General features: G+C 56.1%; 16 protein-coding genes. 4 read left to right on the top strand and 12 right to left on the bottom strand.

The genetic code is table 11. The features are described 5' to 3' along the window. Window positions 1-27: 27 nt before the first annotated feature. The 4 genes from P346_RS19385 to P346_RS19400 form a co-directional block, all read right to left on the bottom strand. Window positions 28-2,409: a glucose/quinate/shikimate family membrane-bound PQQ-dependent dehydrogenase gene (locus tag P346_RS19385; RefSeq protein ID WP_032657145.1), complete on the bottom strand. Its 2,382-nt coding sequence runs from the start codon at window positions 2,407-2,409 to the stop codon at window positions 28-30. Between the two features lie 579 nt (window positions 2,410-2,988). Beyond that, complete coding sequence (locus P346_RS19390) at window positions 2,989-3,912, bottom strand: LysR substrate-binding domain-containing protein (RefSeq protein WP_032657144.1); 924 nt, start codon at window positions 3,910-3,912, stop codon at window positions 2,989-2,991. 181 nt (window positions 3,913-4,093) lie between these two features. Beyond that, window positions 4,094-4,978, bottom strand: coding sequence for an SDR family oxidoreductase (locus tag P346_RS19395; RefSeq protein ID WP_032657142.1), 885 nt, complete (start codon window positions 4,976-4,978; stop codon window positions 4,094-4,096). Window positions 4,979-5,042: 64 nt separating this feature from the next. Then, window positions 5,043-5,432, bottom strand: coding sequence for a YdeI family stress tolerance OB fold protein (locus tag P346_RS19400; RefSeq protein WP_032657140.1), 390 nt, complete (start codon window positions 5,430-5,432; stop codon window positions 5,043-5,045). A 138-nt stretch (window positions 5,433-5,570) separates the two neighbouring features. Between P346_RS19400 and P346_RS19405 the strand changes: the two genes are divergently transcribed. Genes P346_RS19405 through P346_RS19420 form a run of 4 tightly spaced genes read left to right on the top strand, consistent with a single transcriptional unit; the run spans window position 5,571 to window position 8,064 of the window. Beyond that, on the top strand, window positions 5,571-6,074 hold the full coding sequence (locus P346_RS19405; RefSeq protein WP_032658297.1) for a hypothetical protein: 504 nt from the start codon (window positions 5,571-5,573) through the stop codon (window positions 6,072-6,074). Between the two features lie 9 nt (window positions 6,075-6,083). Further along, a complete protein-coding gene (locus P346_RS19410; protein ID WP_032657138.1) occupies window positions 6,084-6,530 on the top strand; it encodes a DUF421 domain-containing protein in 447 nt (148 codons plus the stop codon). Window positions 6,531-6,541: 11 nt separating this feature from the next. After that, window positions 6,542-7,060, top strand: coding sequence for a 2-oxo-tetronate isomerase (locus P346_RS19415; RefSeq protein ID WP_032657136.1), 519 nt, complete (start codon window positions 6,542-6,544; stop codon window positions 7,058-7,060). Window positions 7,061-7,077: 17 nt separating this feature from the next. Next, entirely contained in the window at window positions 7,078-8,064 is a 987-nt protein-coding gene (locus P346_RS19420; RefSeq protein WP_032657134.1) for an SDR family oxidoreductase, read from the top strand. Here P346_RS19420 and P346_RS19425 read toward each other — a convergent pair whose 3' ends face one another. The 8 genes from P346_RS19425 to P346_RS19455 form a co-directional block, all read right to left on the bottom strand. Continuing rightward, complete coding sequence (locus tag P346_RS19425; RefSeq protein WP_032657132.1) at window positions 8,065-9,690, bottom strand: alpha-amylase family protein; 1,626 nt, start codon at window positions 9,688-9,690, stop codon at window positions 8,065-8,067. An 8-nt stretch (window positions 9,691-9,698) separates the two neighbouring features. Beyond that, window positions 9,699-10,709: a cytochrome d ubiquinol oxidase subunit II gene (gene cydB / locus P346_RS19430; RefSeq protein WP_032657131.1), complete on the bottom strand. Its 1,011-nt coding sequence runs from the start codon at window positions 10,707-10,709 to the stop codon at window positions 9,699-9,701. Then, window positions 10,709-12,112 carry a cytochrome ubiquinol oxidase subunit I gene (locus tag P346_RS19435; RefSeq protein WP_032657129.1) on the bottom strand — a complete coding sequence of 468 codons (1,404 nt, stop codon included), beginning with the start codon at window positions 12,110-12,112 and terminating at the stop codon, window positions 10,709-10,711. The genes cydB and P346_RS19435 overlap by 1 nt, the downstream gene beginning before the upstream one ends. 68 nt (window positions 12,113-12,180) lie before the next feature. After that, a complete protein-coding gene (locus tag P346_RS19440) occupies window positions 12,181-13,053 on the bottom strand; it encodes a manganese catalase family protein (RefSeq protein WP_008502274.1) in 873 nt (290 codons plus the stop codon). A gap of 15 nt (window positions 13,054-13,068) precedes the next feature. After that, the gene (locus P346_RS19445) at window positions 13,069-13,575 is read right to left on the bottom strand and encodes a ferritin-like domain-containing protein (RefSeq protein WP_024908416.1); all 507 of its coding nucleotides are present in this window, start codon (window positions 13,573-13,575) and stop codon (window positions 13,069-13,071) included. 25 nt (window positions 13,576-13,600) lie between these two features. After that, window positions 13,601-13,804 carry a hypothetical protein gene (locus P346_RS0121380; protein ID WP_008502273.1) on the bottom strand — a complete coding sequence of 68 codons (204 nt, stop codon included), beginning with the start codon at window positions 13,802-13,804 and terminating at the stop codon, window positions 13,601-13,603. Between the two features lie 23 nt (window positions 13,805-13,827). Next, the gene (locus P346_RS19450; protein ID WP_023311678.1) at window positions 13,828-14,322 is read right to left on the bottom strand and encodes a YciE/YciF ferroxidase family protein; all 495 of its coding nucleotides are present in this window, start codon (window positions 14,320-14,322) and stop codon (window positions 13,828-13,830) included. Window positions 14,323-14,416: 94 nt separating this feature from the next. Then, window positions 14,417-14,602, bottom strand: coding sequence for a general stress protein (locus P346_RS19455; protein WP_004150795.1), 186 nt, complete (start codon window positions 14,600-14,602; stop codon window positions 14,417-14,419). Window positions 14,603-15,057 lie beyond the last annotated feature (455 nt).

Raw genomic sequence — 15,057 nt, 5'->3', positions numbered from 1 at the left:
GGGACCTTTCGGTCCCTTTTTCACATCTTATTGCTTATCGGGTAACGCGTACGCGATAACGTAATCACCGCGATCCGGCGACTGGCGAGCGCCCCCGGCGTTGATGATGATGTACTGTTTACCGGTTTTCGGCGACACGTAGGTCATCGGGCCGGACTGGCTGCCGACAGGCAGACGGTCTTTCCAGATCTCTTTCCCGGTGGCGGTATCAAACGCGCGCAGGTAGAAATCCTGCGTGCCGGCGAAGAACAGCAGGCCGGACTGGGTAGAGAGCGATGCGCCCAGCGTCGGCATACCGATTGGGATTGGCATGTGCATACGAATGCCCAGCGGCCCGGTATCTTCCACCGTGCCAAAAGGGACCTGCCACACCAGCTTGCCGGTTTTCAGGTCAACGGCCGACATGGTGCCAAACGGCGGCTTCTGGCACGGAATGCCCAGCGGAGACAGGAAGCGTTCGCGCATCGCGCCGAACGGCGTCCCGTCCATCGGTACGATGCCCATCTCGATACCGCTGGCGTTTTTCGCCACGTTAGCGCGCGGCACCATGTAGTTTGCCAGGCCCAGGCGCATATCGTTGACGAACATCAGGCTGTTGTTCGGGTCAACGGAGACGCTGCCCCAGTTCATCCCGCCGAGTGAGCCAGGGAACTGCAGGGAACGGTCAAGACCCGGCGGGGTGAAGACGCCCTGATGACGCATCTCTTTAAACTGAATGCGGCACAGCAGCAGGTCGACAGGCGTCGCCCCCCACATGTCGGATTCGGTCAGCGTCTGGTTGCCAATCATCGGCATGCCAACGGAATACGGCTGGGTCGGAGAGTAGCGTTCACCTTCAACGTTACCCGCCGGAACGGGACGTTCTTCTACCTTCGCCACCGGCTTGCCGGTTTCGCGGTTAAGCATGAAGATCATGCCCTGCTTGCTGGTCTGCACCAGCACAGGCGTGGTGCCGCCCTTACCGTCAGGCAGATCGTACAGCAGCGGCTGGGAAGGCAGGTCAAAGTCCCACAGGTCGTGATGGGTCGTCTGGAAATGCCAGCGCACCTGACCGGTGGTCGCGTCCACGGCGACGATGGAGGAACTGTATTTGTCGTCGAGCGCGGTACGTTCACCCGCCCAGAAATCCGGGGTGGCGTTGCCGGTTGGCAGGTAGATCAGGTTCAGCTTAGCGTCGTAGGACATTGCTGACCAGACGTTCGGCGTGCCGCGGGTGTAGGTCTGGCCTTCCGGCGGCAGGCCGGTCAGGTTCGGATTACCCGGATCCCACGCCCACGCCAGCTTACCGGTGTGTACGTCGTAGGCGCGCACCACGCCCGGCGGTTCGCCGGTGGAGAAGTTATCCGCGACGCGACCGCCGACGACAACAACATTGCCTGCGACCAGCGGCGTGGAGGTCTGCTGATAATACCCGGGCTTGATTTCGCCCATGCCGATGCTCAGATCCACGGTGCCATGGTCGCCGAAGTCTTCGCAGACCTTGCCGGTATCCGCGTTGATGGCAATCAGGCGGGCATCGGTGGTCGGCAGGAACAGGCGGCGAGGGCATGCCGCAGGCTGTGTCTCTGCCTGTGACGTTGTCACGCTTGAATGGTCTTCAAAATAGCCCAGACCGCGGCAGCGCTGCCAGTTAGGCGCCGTGGCTTTGGAATCGTAGCGCCATTTTTCTTTGCCGGAATCCACGTCCAGCGCCAGCACTTTACTGTATGGGGTACAGACGTACAGCGTGTCGCCAACCTGTAAGGGGGTATTCTGATCTTCCGCGCCGGAGCCGTTGCTCTGCGGAATATCGCCGGTGTGCGCAACCCAGGCGACCTTCAGATCGCGGACGTTTTGCTTGTTAATCTGGTCCAGCGCGGCAAAACGGTCGCCGTGGGTGGTATTGCCCCAGTGCTCCCAGTTCTTTTGCTGCTCGCCGGGTGCGACGGGCTTGACCGGAACGGGCTCGTTCGCGGCCACGAGGGTTTGTGGCTTAAACATCCAGCCCAGGCTGACCAGCATCGCCACCGCGAGCACGGCCGCGACGCCAAAAGCAGGAGCCTTGTTCGCAACGCTGTGGTTTGCCGTGCGCAGGAAAGGCCAGACGATGGCGCAGAGGAAGGCCAGTACGGCAAAGGTAAACAGGCGAGAGAAGAGCGGCCAGAAATCCCAGCCCGCATCGCTTACCGCCCAGAACAGCGAGGCAATAAAGGCGATGCCGTAAAGCACGATCCCGCTGCTGCGATTGAGGAAAATCAGGATCGCGGCAATTACCATCACCACGCCCATTATCAGGAAGTATCCACTTCCGCCTACGGTGACGAGCTTAAAGCCCAGCCCGCCGACTGCCAGACCGATGAGCAACATCAGTCCGGCAAGAAGCCACTGCAGGATACGCGGTATCCCACGTGGCGCGCTGCCAAATGCCATTTCTGTCTCCTTAAGATCCCCCCATCGTGCTGGGTGTGTACCAGTTGGGTAATAAATGCGGAGGGAAAAATGATTAATACGGGTGAATTCGGGGTTGTGAAATTATTTACGAACCATTTGGTGAATTCGTCGCTATGATAAAACTGTTAAATTGTTTTGCGCAATTGTTAATGAATGATTTCGCATTAATTGATTAGCGCGCAGGAAATGAGGTCGGACGGAACAGTTTGATCGCCCTATCGGGGCTGCAGGATCTCCCTATAATTTCTCAACATGAAGCGATGAATGTGGCTATTGAAAATTGCATGATTTATAGCGATGCCCTGGTCCGGCGGTAAATCGCCGCTTCGCGGAGCCCGGGTCGCCAGGGTGGTGGCGACTGAGCCACCCTGGCACATTCACAGGCCATGTCGTTACAGAGTAGCAAGGAACATAAAGTGAACGGAATGACCACCAGAGCCGTATGTTCCCCCTCACCCCAGCCCTCTCCCTCGAGGGAGAGGGGGCCGTCTGTGCATGCATTATTTTATGGGGAACCCTCAGCCTTTCAGAAAGGGTTAGGGTGGAGGGAGAAAAGTGTCAGACCGGCATTGATTTACGAATAGCGCTCAGCAGCGTCTGTGCGCCCGTGGAAAGCGGCGTGTCTACGCGGGTCAAAATGCCGATAGGTTCACCGGGGCCGGGGGAGGTAATCGGCAGGGCGATCAGCGTTCCCTGACGTAAATCATCTTTCACCGCGCCGGAGGGGACGAACCAGACGTAGTCATAATCGAGCGTAAGCTGGCGCGAAAGCGAGGCCGACAGCGTTTCGATACATCCTGAGGGCAGCGTACACCCCTGCATTTGCAGCAAGGTTTCGGCGGTCTGGCGTGGAACGGTCCCTTTTGGGCAGACCACTACCGGCCATTCCATCACGCGGCTTAACGTGACCGTGTCCTGCAGCAGGGGGTGATTGGGACGAACCACCAGCTTCAGGGACTCCAGGAACAGCAGTTCATAGTTGAGGCCGCCCATCAGCTCAGGGTCGGACATGCGACCTATTCCGAGATCCAGTTCGCCCGATTTCAGCCCCGCGAGCAGCATGGTGTTATTCATGGTGGCGACCTGAATCGTGGTATGTCGCTGCTGCTTGTGGAACTGGCCGATAACCGGCGGAAGAATGCCCAGCGCCGCGGTAGGCAAAGCGCCCACGCGCACCACCTCACTGGACTGTTCTTCTTTTCGGTGCAGGGACTGGCCTGCGGTATTGAGCGCATCCAGCACCTTAACGGCGTGCGTGAGGAACTGTTCTCCCACGATGGTAAGCTGCGCCCCCAGCCGGCCGCGGTCAAAAAGACGGGCGCCGGTCAGCTGTTCCAGCTCGTTGAGGGTTTTTGAGAGCGCAGGCTGGCTCAGGTTGAGAGTTTCAGCCGCACGCCCCAGCGTTCCCTGTTGAGCGACGGCCACAAATGTATGCAAATGGCGCAAGCGTATGCGCTGACTGAACAGACCATTTTTTTCCATAGGCGATGTTAAAAACAGAGCGATGCGGGTGACAAGTTAAGTTGTTTAATTTTGATAACCTGATAGCAAAATATTTTTAACATTTGATCTGTTTGAGTTACAACATGTTTTTTGGCGGGGGAATAAAAGCGAACATCCTTGTTCATTTATTGCTCATTGCGGAGGGTTATCGTTTACCGGTTTAGATCACGCCGTCACCGCCATCGGAACACCACACCTGGCCGGACGTAAATGAACATTCATCCGAGGCCAGCGTGACGTACAGCGGGGCAATCTCGACGGGCTGGCCCGGACGTCCCAGCGGGGTGTCGCCGCCGAACTCCTTCACTTTTTCCATCGGCTGCCCGCCGCTGGACTGCAGTACCGTCCAGTAAGGACCTGGAGCAACCGCGTTGACGCGGATCCCTTTCGGACCCAGCTGCTTGGCTAAGGATTTAGTAAACACCGCCAGGCAGGCTTTCGTCTGGGCGTAGTCCAGCAGCACGGGGCTGGGCTTCACAGCCTGAACGGACGAGGTATTAATGATAACGGACGACGCTTTCAGGTGGCGCAGGGCCGCCTTGGTGATCCAGAACGGAGCGTAAACGTTGGTTTTAAAGGTTGCGTCAAAATCCTCGGTGGTCAGTTCTTCAAGCGATTCACGGAACTGCTGACGGCCAGCGTTATTGACCAGAATGTCAAGCCCGCCAAGTTTCGAGACGGCTTCTTCGACCAGATTCTGACAGAAGGTTTCGTCCCGGACGTCCCCCGGCAGCGCGACGGCCTTGCGGCCTTCCGCTTCGATCAGCTCGATGACCTCGGCGGCATCTTTTTCTTCTTCAGGCAAATAGTTGATGGCAACGTCAGCGCCTTCACGCGCATAGGCGATAGCGACCGCGCGACCAATACCGGAGTCTCCGCCGGTAATCAGCGCTTTTTTACCGGCAAGGCGCCCATGCCCTTTATAGCTTTGTTCCCCGTGGTCGGGTACAGGCTGCATTTCGGATGCCAGTCCCGGCGGCGTCTGCGGCTGTTCCGGGAACGGGGGCTGCGGGTAAGCGTTCGTACGTTGTTTAGTATCACTCATAGCTGACTCCTTAAGCCAAGGGGTGAGATTTGATGGATAACTGCAGCGTTAACGCTTCGCTGAATTATTTCTGCAAACGATCAACACGGACGACGGCAGGAGATGATTTTTTATCAAGCGAACCGTTGATACTGATCATCTGGTCGGGTTTTACCGTTCTGCCGTCGAAGACTGCCTGGGGAATAATAACGTCGATTTTTCCGGTTTTATCCTGAAATACAAACTTATCGCCGCTACCGTCAATAAGATTACCGCGTAATGAAATTGTCGCACCGTCATGCAATTCTTTTGCCTGCCTGATGGTCATAATACGCGCGTCGTCGGTTCCGCGATATCCGCTATCAAGCGCGTGGGGAGGCGGTGGCGCTTCGCCTTTTTGTAAACCCCCGTTATTATCTGCCCATACGGCCGGAACCAGAAATATCAATAAAGCGGAAACAAGTGATAATTTCATCCGATATCCTTCATTTTGCGTGTCTTGACTTATTAAGTATTGTTGCTATTCCTTTATGTGGCAAATGTGATAAGTCCTAAAAACATTCGCGTTATAAATCAAAATTATCGGATAATAAGCGAAACGGTGACGATGGCCATGAAGCGTGAAAATGAAAAGTTACCCGGGATAGATGAGAGTTATCGTTTGCTGACGTTTGAATACGCGTTTCGTCAGGTGGGTTTTATTGTTCTGCTGGGTATTATCGTTGCGGCGATTGCCGGTCTGTTTTCCAGCGGAATGGTCAGCGACACGGTCAAAACGAATTCCGCTAAATCACTGACCATAAACTATGAGCGCTTTGGACGACGGGAGACTGAGACGCGGATGGAGCTCGCGTTTCCGGTGCAATCGGAGGGGAAGTATGTCCTCAGCATGACCAGCGAGAGCAGCGATGCGTATGAGCCCGGCAGCGTCTGGCCGCAGCCGGACAGTATGTTCAGCCGCGGAAAGACCCTCTTTTTTGTCTATAACAACCTGAAAAAATCCGACCGCTTCTCCGTGTTACTCTTCACGACACCTTCCCGAGCCGGTAAATGGAACACCGTCATCCGCGTCAACAACGAGCCGGAGATTAACATCTGGCAATTTATTTACCCGTAGGAGGCTGATATGGATATGGTCTTTCGCGCGCTGGCTATTTATCTGTTCCTCATGGTGGTATTTAAGGTGGCCGGGCGTCGCGCGCTGCTGCAGATGACCAGCTTCGATCTCATTCTGCTCTTGATAATTAGTGAAGCCACGCAGCAGGCGCTTCTCGGACAAGATTTTTCCGTCACCGGCGCGATGATTACCATTACCACGCTGGTGGTGGTGGATATTATATTCGGGCTGATGAAGAAATATTTCTCGCCGGTGGAGAATATTCTTGATGGTACTCCTGTTATTCTTGTCGAGAACGGCGTGCCGTTAGTCGATAAACTGAAAAAAGTCGACGTGTCCTGTGATGATATTCTGGTGTCTGCGCGTCAAAATAATGGCATTACGGAAATAAGCGACATTAAATATGCCATACTTGAGCGCAATGGCCATATTTCAATCATTCCTTTCGAGAAATAAGAGGCGGTAAGATGAGCAATCTTTTTCACGACAGCAATAATACCGTGGGTGAACTGACGAAAAAGCTGGCGAGCAAATTAACCGATCTCGGGCTTCGCTTAACCACCGCGGAATCCTGCACGGGCGGCAAGCTCTCGGTGGCGCTTTGCGCAGAGGAAAATACCGCCGAATTTTATGATGTTGGGCTGGTCGTATTCAGCGACGAAGCCAAAGCGCGGATCCTCGGCGTGCGTCCCGAGACGCTTGAGCGGTTTACGGCCGTGAGCGAGCAGACGGTAACCGAGATGGCCGCCAGTATCCGCGACATCGCCCAGGCGGATATCAGCATCGCCATCAGCGGCTACGCGGGCCCGGAAGGGGGCGACGACGGCACGGCGGCGGGGACGGTCTGCTTTGCGTGGAACATACGCGGCGAGACGAAGACCCGCACCGTGCTTTTCTCCGGTGACTGTCAGGACGTAGTCGAAAAAGCGGTGCATTACTCGCTGGCTGAACTGGTGACAACGTTGTCGGACGGGAATAACGGATAAACTCAAGTGGAGGTTCTATGGCTGTCATAGTGATTACCGGCGGGACGGCGGGCGTGGGGAAAGCCACGGCGCTGCACTTTGCAAAGGCAGGTTACGACGTCGGGCTCATCGCCCGCGATGAGGCAAGCCTGCACTCCACCCAGGAGGAGCTGCGTCGCTTTGGCGTTAATGCCCACGCCGTGCAGGCGGACGTCGCCGACTGCCAGGCGGTGGTGGATGCCGCTAACGAAATTGAGTATCGCCTCGGCGCGATTGATGTCTGGGTGAACAACGCGATGGGGGCCGTTCTGGCACCGTTTCGCACCCTTACGCCGGACGAGTTTCGGCGCGTGACAGAGGTGACGTACCTCGGCTACGTGAACGGCACCCGCGCCGCGCTTGAGCTCATGGTTCCGCGCGACAGGGGCGTGATTATTCAGGTGGGGTCCGCGCTGGCCTACCGTTCCATTCCGCTGCAGTCAGCCTACTGCGGCGCCAAAGCGGCGATCCGCGGGTTCACCGATGCGGTGCGTACCGAGCTGATGCATGAGAACAGCCGGGTTCAGATTTCGATGGTCCAGATGCCGGGGCTTAACACCCCGCAGTTCGAATGGGCGAGGAACAAGTTCGCCTGGGCGATGCGCCCGGTGCCGCCGGTCTTTGAACCTGAGGTGGCCGCCAGCGCCATTTTCAGGGTGGCGCAAAAACCGGTGCGCGAGCTGTGGGTCGGCAGCAGCACCATCCAGTCCATCGTCGGGCAATTTTTCTTCCCCGGTTTTCTCGACCGGCTGATGGTGAAAAAGGCGTGGGAAGGCCAGATGACCGACGATCTGAACGCGCCGGATCGCCGGGACTACCTCGACCAGCCGGTTAACGATCTGCATAAAATCCACGGTCGCTTTACTGACGAGGCTAAAACCCGCGCGCCGTCCGTCACCTCCGGCATGCCGGGGAAAGTGGCCCTGGGCGCCCTCGCGGTGGCGGGGATAGTGCTGACGCGTTTGATCACCCGCCGGAGACCGTAGTCAGCGCAGCGCGCTACGGTGAGTCCAGAACCAGCGGTAGCCGTAGCCGCCAAGGCTGAGCTGAACGGTTTTGCCGCAAATCAGCGCGTCATCGTAGCGCTTGTCCTCGAGACAGGCGGTCCAGGTGGCGTTGCGGATCCCTTTGGCGGTGAACTGCACCGGCTGGTCGCTGAAGTTAACGAAGGTCAGGATGCTGCGCTCGTCGGTCTCGTAATAAAGCCCCAGCACCGCGTCATCATCGATTGTAATAAGGCGAAAGGGCGCAACGGCAATTTCGGGGAACTCCGAGCGGGTAGTGGCAATATCGATGATCCGGTGCAGAAGCGAGCTGTGGTGAAGCAGCGAATCGGCGACGTTGACTTTCTGATAGCGGTAAGGGCCATGGTCGATAATCGGCGCGATAAATTTTTCAGGGTCGGCCGCGGAGAAACCGCCCCCTTGTGACCCCGCCCACTGCATCGGCGTGCGGACGGCGTAGCGCTCCTCCAGATCCAGGTCGTCACCCATGCCGATCTCGTCGCCGTAGCGCATCACCGGGACACCCGGCAGGGAAAACAGCACCGCGTGGCAGAACGCCAGCCGCTTCCGATCGCCGTTGAGCATCGGGGCCAGGCGGCGGCGGATCCCGCGCTGATAGACGTTCATCTCCTCATCAGGGGCGAACGTGTCGAGGACAAACTGTTTGTCTTTCTGACTAATGCCTTCCAGATCCAGTTCGTCGTGGTTGCGCAGCCAGTTAGCAAAACAGCAGGAGTCAGGTGGGACGATCATCTTCTTCACCGCATTGCGCAGCGGACGGGCGCTTTTGCGGGCCAGGCTGACGTAGAAATACTTGTTGAGCCAGAAGTTGAGCACCAGATTCAGGCGGTCGTTATTGCCGAAGTAGTCTTTATAGGCCTCGACGTCTACGTCAACTTCGCCCAGCAGGATCGCGTCCGGATTGCGCTCTTCGATAAGACGCCGCATATGTTCGAGGATCCACAGGCCCTTTTTTTCATCACCGTTTCCCGCCTGGGTGGTGAGGTGGGACGCGGCGTCGAGGCGAAATCCCGACACGCCCAGCTTGAGCCAGAAGAGGATGATGTTTTCAATCTCTTTAAGCACCGCGGGCGAGGTGAGGTTCAGATCCGGCTCGTGGCGATAAAACATGTGCCGGTAGTATTGTCCCGCCTCGTCGTCCCAGCTCCAGATGCTCTTTTCCACGCCGGGAAACATGGGGGGCGTATCGTCCTCGTCGTTATCCGACCAGAGGTAATAATCACGATAGGGTGACGCCGGGTTGCGGCGGGCCTGCTGGAACCAGGGATGCGCGTCCGACGTGTGCTGGATCAGCAGCTCGATAATGACCTGCATGCCCAGCTCGCGGGCCTGTTCGATAAAGGCGATGATATCGGCCAGTTTCCCGAAGCGGGGATCCACCTGGAGGTGGTCGCTGACGTCGTAGCCTTCATCGAGAAAGGGCGTGAGATAAAACGGGGTGATCCAGATGACCGTCGCCCCCATGCGGCGAATATAGCGCAGCTTGGCCGCGATCCCGGCGATGTCCCCGCAGCCATCGCCGTTCAAATCATAAAATAGCGCGGTATCAATCTGATAAATAATGGCTCGTGTATGCCAGTCGGTCATAGCGTTCCTCAGTGATAGCCTTCAGTATCCGACACTTTTCCCCGGAAGACGTAGTAGCTCCAGGCGGTGTACACCAGGATCACCGGAATAATCAGCAACGTGCCTACCAGCATAAACAGCTGGCTGGCAGGCGGGGCCGCGGCTTCCCACAGGGTGATGCGCGGCGGAATAATGTTCGGCCAGAGGCTAATACCAAGTCCGCTAAACCCAAGGAAAATAAGCCCCAGCGTCAGCAGGAAGGGACGGGAGTGGCTGTCCGGGTTGCGGGTCAGGCGCCAGATCAGCACGCTGAAAAGCCCGACCAGCAGAGGAACCGGCAGGAACCAGAAGAAGTTGGGCAGGGTAAACCAGCGTTCGGCAACGTACTGCCAGCCAAGCGGCGTCCAGATGCTCACCACGGCGATGACGACCATCAGCGCCAGCAGCACGTGGCGGGTCAGCTCGCGCATGCGGGCCTGCAGCGCGCCTTCACTTTTCATAATGAGCCAGGTGGTGCCCAGCAGCGTGTAGGCCACTACCAGCCCGATACCGCAGAAGAGGTTGAAGGGGGTGAGCCAGTCAAGCGCGGAGCCGACAAAGCGTCGGCCCTCAACGTCAAAGCCGTTGATCATTGCGCCCACGACGATACCCTGGCTGAAGGTCGCGAGCAGCGATCCGCCCGCAAAGGAGTAGTCCCAGAACTTTCGGTGTGACGGCGTGGCTTTAAAGCGGAACTCGAACGCCACGCCGCGAAAGATCAGGCCAATTAGCATGGCGGTAAGGGGAATGGTCAACGCATCCACGATCACCGCATAGGCCAGCGGAAAGGCGCCGAATAACCCTGCACCGCCGAGCACCAGCCAGGTTTCGTTGCCGTCCCAGACCGGCGCCACGCTGTTGACCATCACATCCCGCTCCTTCGCATCGCCCACGAAGTTAAACAGCAGGCCGATGCCCAAATCAAAGCCATCCATAATGATGTACATCAGCGTGGCAAAGACGATGATGGCAAACCAGATAACTGAGATATCGACGCCCATCAGGTTCTCTCCTCTTCAGGAACAGACTCAGCGGCAGACAGCGGACGGGCGGGTGTGCCCGAGGTGTTTGACGTCAGCGTATCGACAGGCTGCGGTCCTTTCTTAATCAGCCGGATGAGGTAAACATAGCCCACGCCAAACACCGACGTGTAGACGACGAAGAACGCCAGCAGGCTGATGCTCATCTGCAGGGTGCTGTGAAGCGACACCGCGTCGATGGTGCGCAGATAGCCATAGACCACCCACGGCTGGCGGCCCACCTCGGTGGTCACCCAGCCGGCGAGCAGCGCCAGCAGCCCGGCAGGTCCCATGCAGAGGGCAAACCAGTGGAACGGGCGAGAGTGGTAAAGCCGATGACGATAGCGTAGCCAGACGCTGATCAGCCCGAGGGTAATCATCAGCAGCCCCATACCGACCATGACGCGGAATGACCAGAAAACGATGGTTGAGTTTGGGCGATCTTCTTTCGGGAAGTCTTTCAGCGCCGGGACCTGCTTGTCCAGGCTGTGCGTCAGAATAAGGCTGCCGAGCGCGGGGATCTCAAGACCGTATTTAGTGCGCTCTTCGTCCATATCCGGCAGGCCAAACAGCAGCAGCGGGGTGGCCTCGCCGGGCGGGTTTTCCCAGTGCCCTTCGATGGCGGCAATTTTGGCCGGCTGATGCTCAAGCGTGTTCAGGCCGTGCATATCGCCCACGACCGCCTGGATCGGGGCGACCAGCAGCGCCATCCACATCGCCATGGAAAACATGGTGCGGACGGCGGGCGTATCGTTACCTCGCAGCAGTTGCCATGCGCCCGACGCGCCGACAAACAGCGCGCTGCTTAGAAACGCGGCGATAGCCATATGAATCAGGCGGTAAGGGAAGGAGGGATTAAAGACGATCGCCAGCCAGTCCTGCGGGATAACCTGTCCGTTCTCGATAGTGAAGCCCTGCGGCGTATGCATCCAGCTGTTGGAGGCGAGGATCCAGAAGGTCGACATCAGCGTGCCGAGCGCCACCATGCAGGTTGAAAAGAAGTGCAGGCCCGGGCCGACCTTATTCCAGCCGAACATCATGACGCCAAGGAAACCGGCCTCGAGGAAGAAGGCGGTTAACACCTCATAGGTCAGGAGTGGGCCGGTAATACTGCCCGCGAACTGTGAGAACCCGCTCCAGTTGGTGCCAAACTGGTACGCCATGACCAGCCCGGAAACGACGCCCATCCCGAAGTTAACGGCAAATATCTTGAGCCAGAAATGGTACAACGATCGCCAGACGTCGTTTTTGGTACGCAGCCACATGCCTTCCAGCACCACCAGATAGCTGGCGAGGCCGATGGTGATCGCAGGAAAAAGGATATGAAACGAGACGGTAAAAGCGAACTGAATTCTGGCCAGATGGAACGCGTCGAGTTCGAACATGGTCCGTACCTCTGAAACGATGGGGCACGAGAATTGCCGGGCAGTTTATGGCTGCCCGGCAAAACCGATTACGGTTTAGTCTTACCGGCACCCAGCTCGGCACCGGTCAGCGGGTCAGAATGTGGATCGGACTTCGTGCGGGCAGACATCGCCTTAACCAGGGTTGCCTGTTCGGTCGTGAGCGTGACGCTTGCGCTGCCATCACCGCCGTCAACCGCAGGCTGGGGGGACTCAACGTAATCGAAATGTTTATCGCTGTTCCAGCTTCCGCGAACCTCTCCACCTTCAGACATATTGTAGTACTTGTTGGTGAATTCCTCGATTGGCGGCAATTTTCCGGGTGGGAAATTATTACGGATGGACTGCAGCGCCTTCTCAAAGGAGAGCTGGTGCGCCGCCTCGCGCGTCATCAGAAACGCCAGCGCATCCTTTACGCCGGGATCGTCGGTCACGTTGATCAGCCGTTCATAGATGATTTTCGCTCTGGCCTCTGCTGCCACGTTTGAGCGCAGGTCGGCCGTCGGCTCGCCGATGGTGTCGACGTAGGCCGCCGTCCAGGGCACGCCCGCCGAGTTAGTGAGCGGGGTGCCGCCACCGTAGAGCAGGGAGGTGATGTGGCTGTCATTGCCGTTTTCGGTCATGGACCGATACAGCTCAGCCTCGTTTTCTACCCCTTCCGCCAGCGCGCCTTTGGCACCTTTATTCAGCATGCCGACCAGGGTACCAATGATTTCGAGGTGGCTTAGCTCCTCTGTCGCGATATCCATCAGCATATCTTTACGGCCCGGATCGTCATCGCTCAATCCTTGCGTAAAGTACCGGCAGGCGGCAGCCAGTTCGCCCTGTGGCCCACCGAACTGTTCCAGTAAAAGGTTGGCGAGGCCAGGGTTCGGTTCGGCAACGCGAACCGTGTATTGCAGCTGTTTGACGTGTCGGAACATGGCGATTCTCCCGGATTATTTTTTTGCTTCGACGCCCGATGCGTCTGAACGCAGCAGGAACTGTTCCGTGGTCTGCGGAATATGACGAATCAGCCAGTCGGCCATTTCGCGTTCTTCCGCCAGAATTGTCTCGATGGCTGGCACCGAGGCGACGTCGCCTGCTTTCTTAGCCGCCGCGAGCAGGGAGGTATAACAGGCTATTTCAAACTGTTCGAAAACATAGCCGCTGATGGAACCTTTAACGATCTCATCAGACGGGAACATGCCGCCGATGGACTGGCCCAGTGCCGCCATTTTGCTCATCGAATCTTTTAAAACCGAACGAGAAATATCATTACGGTCGAGGATTTCTTCCAGCAATGTAATTTGCCGTTTTGTCTCATTAATATGCTGCTCAATTCTGGCGCGAACATCAGGATAATTATCGATACGGCTGGCCATGGATTCCAGCATAGATTCGGCTTGCTTTTCCATCGCATGGGCATCGCGTAGCCAGTCATGGTAGTGTTCTACGTGATTCATCATTGTATCCTCATTAGGGGTTCGCTTATTTGGTCTCACTTTCAGCAGCCTGATCGGCACGCGCGGCACTGTAGCCAGATAAATGGCCGACAATATTGGCGTAAATACTGATGATAATGACCCATAGTACGCTATTCTTCCACCATATTACGGAAGGGATAGCGAGAATGAACCATATTATGGCTGCCGCTAAATGGCACCGTTTAATTGTCCTGGGACTGATGCTCATTTTATTTAACCTGTATTATTGCGTCATTTCTGCGCTTTTTGGTTAATATTTCCTACGGCCAGGTCGGTGAGTTTAAGATCGGTCTCTTTTTCTTCTTCCAGCGTTTCGGCAAGAAGCTTAACGGCTTTTTTATAGCCCAGTTGTTCTGCTAATGTGGCAAGGGTACCGTAGCTGGCAATTTCGTAATGCTCGACTTTTTGCGCGGCGGCAATAAGTGCGGCATCACGTACTTCATTTTTTTCCGTACTTTCGATGACTTCGTTGGCTTCTTCAATTAAGCCTTCCATCGCCACGCATTTCATGCGCTTAATCTTGATACCGTCTTCCTGCTCGACGATCTGGTCGATACGTTCGATCTGACCCTGCGTCTCTTCCAGGTGTGCGGTAAAAGCGGCGCTTAGCTTCTCGCTGGAGGCGGCGCGGGCAAGTTTGCTTAACGCTCGGGTAAGCTGCTTTTCTGCGCTGTAGGTATCCGACAGAAGATGAATAAAGACATCCTCGACGCTTTTCATATTCATAATAATTACGCTCCGGTAAAATAAAGAAAGGGTACTGCGAGCTTTTCAGCCCGCAGCATGCTCTCTGGTTTTATTAAAAGAGTATTAAATAAGATCAGGAGTTATCAGATTTACGGCCTCCGCCGTGACTGTTCTGTCCTCCTTTCTTACCCGCTTCAGAAGCGCGTTGCGGATCGTTTTTAAAGTTCCCACCGCTATGCTGGCCACCTTTACGTCCAGCTTCTGATGCTTTTTCACGGTCTTCAGCGAAATTACCGGAACCACCACGATGCTCTGCCATATTAAACCTCATAGTCATATATTGGTTATGTCAGTACGATACGAAAATATTCCGTATCACTCGTCGTTCAAGTAATAACTCTAGTCGCTGTGCGGCATCCGTCAAATGCGTTTTGCTATTTGCGGTTGCGTTATTTTTAAATATTTGTAAATTTGCGCTTCGCTTAAAAGGGAAATATGGATAGGCAGGAAGGACTTGTAAACAACCATTAAGATTAATCCTAACTTTGGGCTAAAAAGTTGAAAGGTGAGGATAAAAATAATGGCGTATTCAAATTAGTTAATTTGCATTCAGCAGAGAGCCTGAAAATACTCCTTTATAGCTAGAAAGCGGAACCCTAAATAATTATAAGGAAAATCCTGGATAAAAGCGTTCAGGTCGAAAGGGGGTTCCGCTCGGACCTGTTAAGGGGCTCGTAGCACACGGTTTGACCACTGTCGTCTTAAGATCACAAA

The organism is Enterobacter sp. DC1 (assembly GCF_000568075.1).
GTDB lineage: Bacteria > Pseudomonadota > Gammaproteobacteria > Enterobacterales > Enterobacteriaceae > Enterobacter > Enterobacter asburiae.
Note: the sequence above shows the minus strand (reverse complement) of the source record. Positions and strands in the feature narration are given on the sequence as shown.

What these genes read in the sequence shown, in the direction of transcription:
- P346_RS19445 (WP_024908416.1), bottom strand. Translation starts at nt 13,575, where the DNA reads ATGAATCACGTAGAACACTACCATGACTGGCTACGCGATGCCCATGCG.
- P346_RS19395 (WP_032657142.1), bottom strand. Translation starts at nt 4,978, where the DNA reads ATGAGTGATACTAAACAACGTACGAACGCTTACCCGCAGCCCCCGTTC.
- P346_RS0121380 (WP_008502273.1), bottom strand. Translation starts at nt 13,804, where the DNA reads ATGAGCATCAGTCCCAGGACAATTAAACGGTGCCATTTAGCGGCAGCC.
- P346_RS19420 (WP_032657134.1), top strand. Translation starts at nt 7,078, where the DNA reads ATGGCTGTCATAGTGATTACCGGCGGGACGGCGGGCGTGGGGAAAGCC.
- P346_RS19425 (WP_032657132.1), bottom strand. Translation starts at nt 9,690, where the DNA reads ATGACCGACTGGCATACACGAGCCATTATTTATCAGATTGATACCGCG.
- P346_RS19405 (WP_032658297.1), top strand. Translation starts at nt 5,571, where the DNA reads ATGAAGCGTGAAAATGAAAAGTTACCCGGGATAGATGAGAGTTATCGT.
- P346_RS19450 (WP_023311678.1), bottom strand. Translation starts at nt 14,322, where the DNA reads ATGAATATGAAAAGCGTCGAGGATGTCTTTATTCATCTTCTGTCGGAT.
- P346_RS19455 (WP_004150795.1), bottom strand. Translation starts at nt 14,602, where the DNA reads ATGGCAGAGCATCGTGGTGGTTCCGGTAATTTCGCTGAAGACCGTGAA.
- P346_RS19390 (WP_032657144.1), bottom strand. Translation starts at nt 3,912, where the DNA reads ATGGAAAAAAATGGTCTGTTCAGTCAGCGCATACGCTTGCGCCATTTG.
- P346_RS19415 (WP_032657136.1), top strand. Translation starts at nt 6,542, where the DNA reads ATGAGCAATCTTTTTCACGACAGCAATAATACCGTGGGTGAACTGACG.
- P346_RS19385 (WP_032657145.1), bottom strand. Translation starts at nt 2,409, where the DNA reads ATGGCATTTGGCAGCGCGCCACGTGGGATACCGCGTATCCTGCAGTGG.
- P346_RS19410 (WP_032657138.1), top strand. Translation starts at nt 6,084, where the DNA reads ATGGATATGGTCTTTCGCGCGCTGGCTATTTATCTGTTCCTCATGGTG.
- P346_RS19400 (WP_032657140.1), bottom strand. Translation starts at nt 5,432, where the DNA reads ATGAAATTATCACTTGTTTCCGCTTTATTGATATTTCTGGTTCCGGCC.
- P346_RS19440 (WP_008502274.1), bottom strand. Translation starts at nt 13,053, where the DNA reads ATGTTCCGACACGTCAAACAGCTGCAATACACGGTTCGCGTTGCCGAA.
- cydB (WP_032657131.1), bottom strand. Translation starts at nt 10,709, where the DNA reads ATGGGCGTCGATATCTCAGTTATCTGGTTTGCCATCATCGTCTTTGCC.
- P346_RS19435 (WP_032657129.1), bottom strand. Translation starts at nt 12,112, where the DNA reads ATGTTCGAACTCGACGCGTTCCATCTGGCCAGAATTCAGTTCGCTTTT.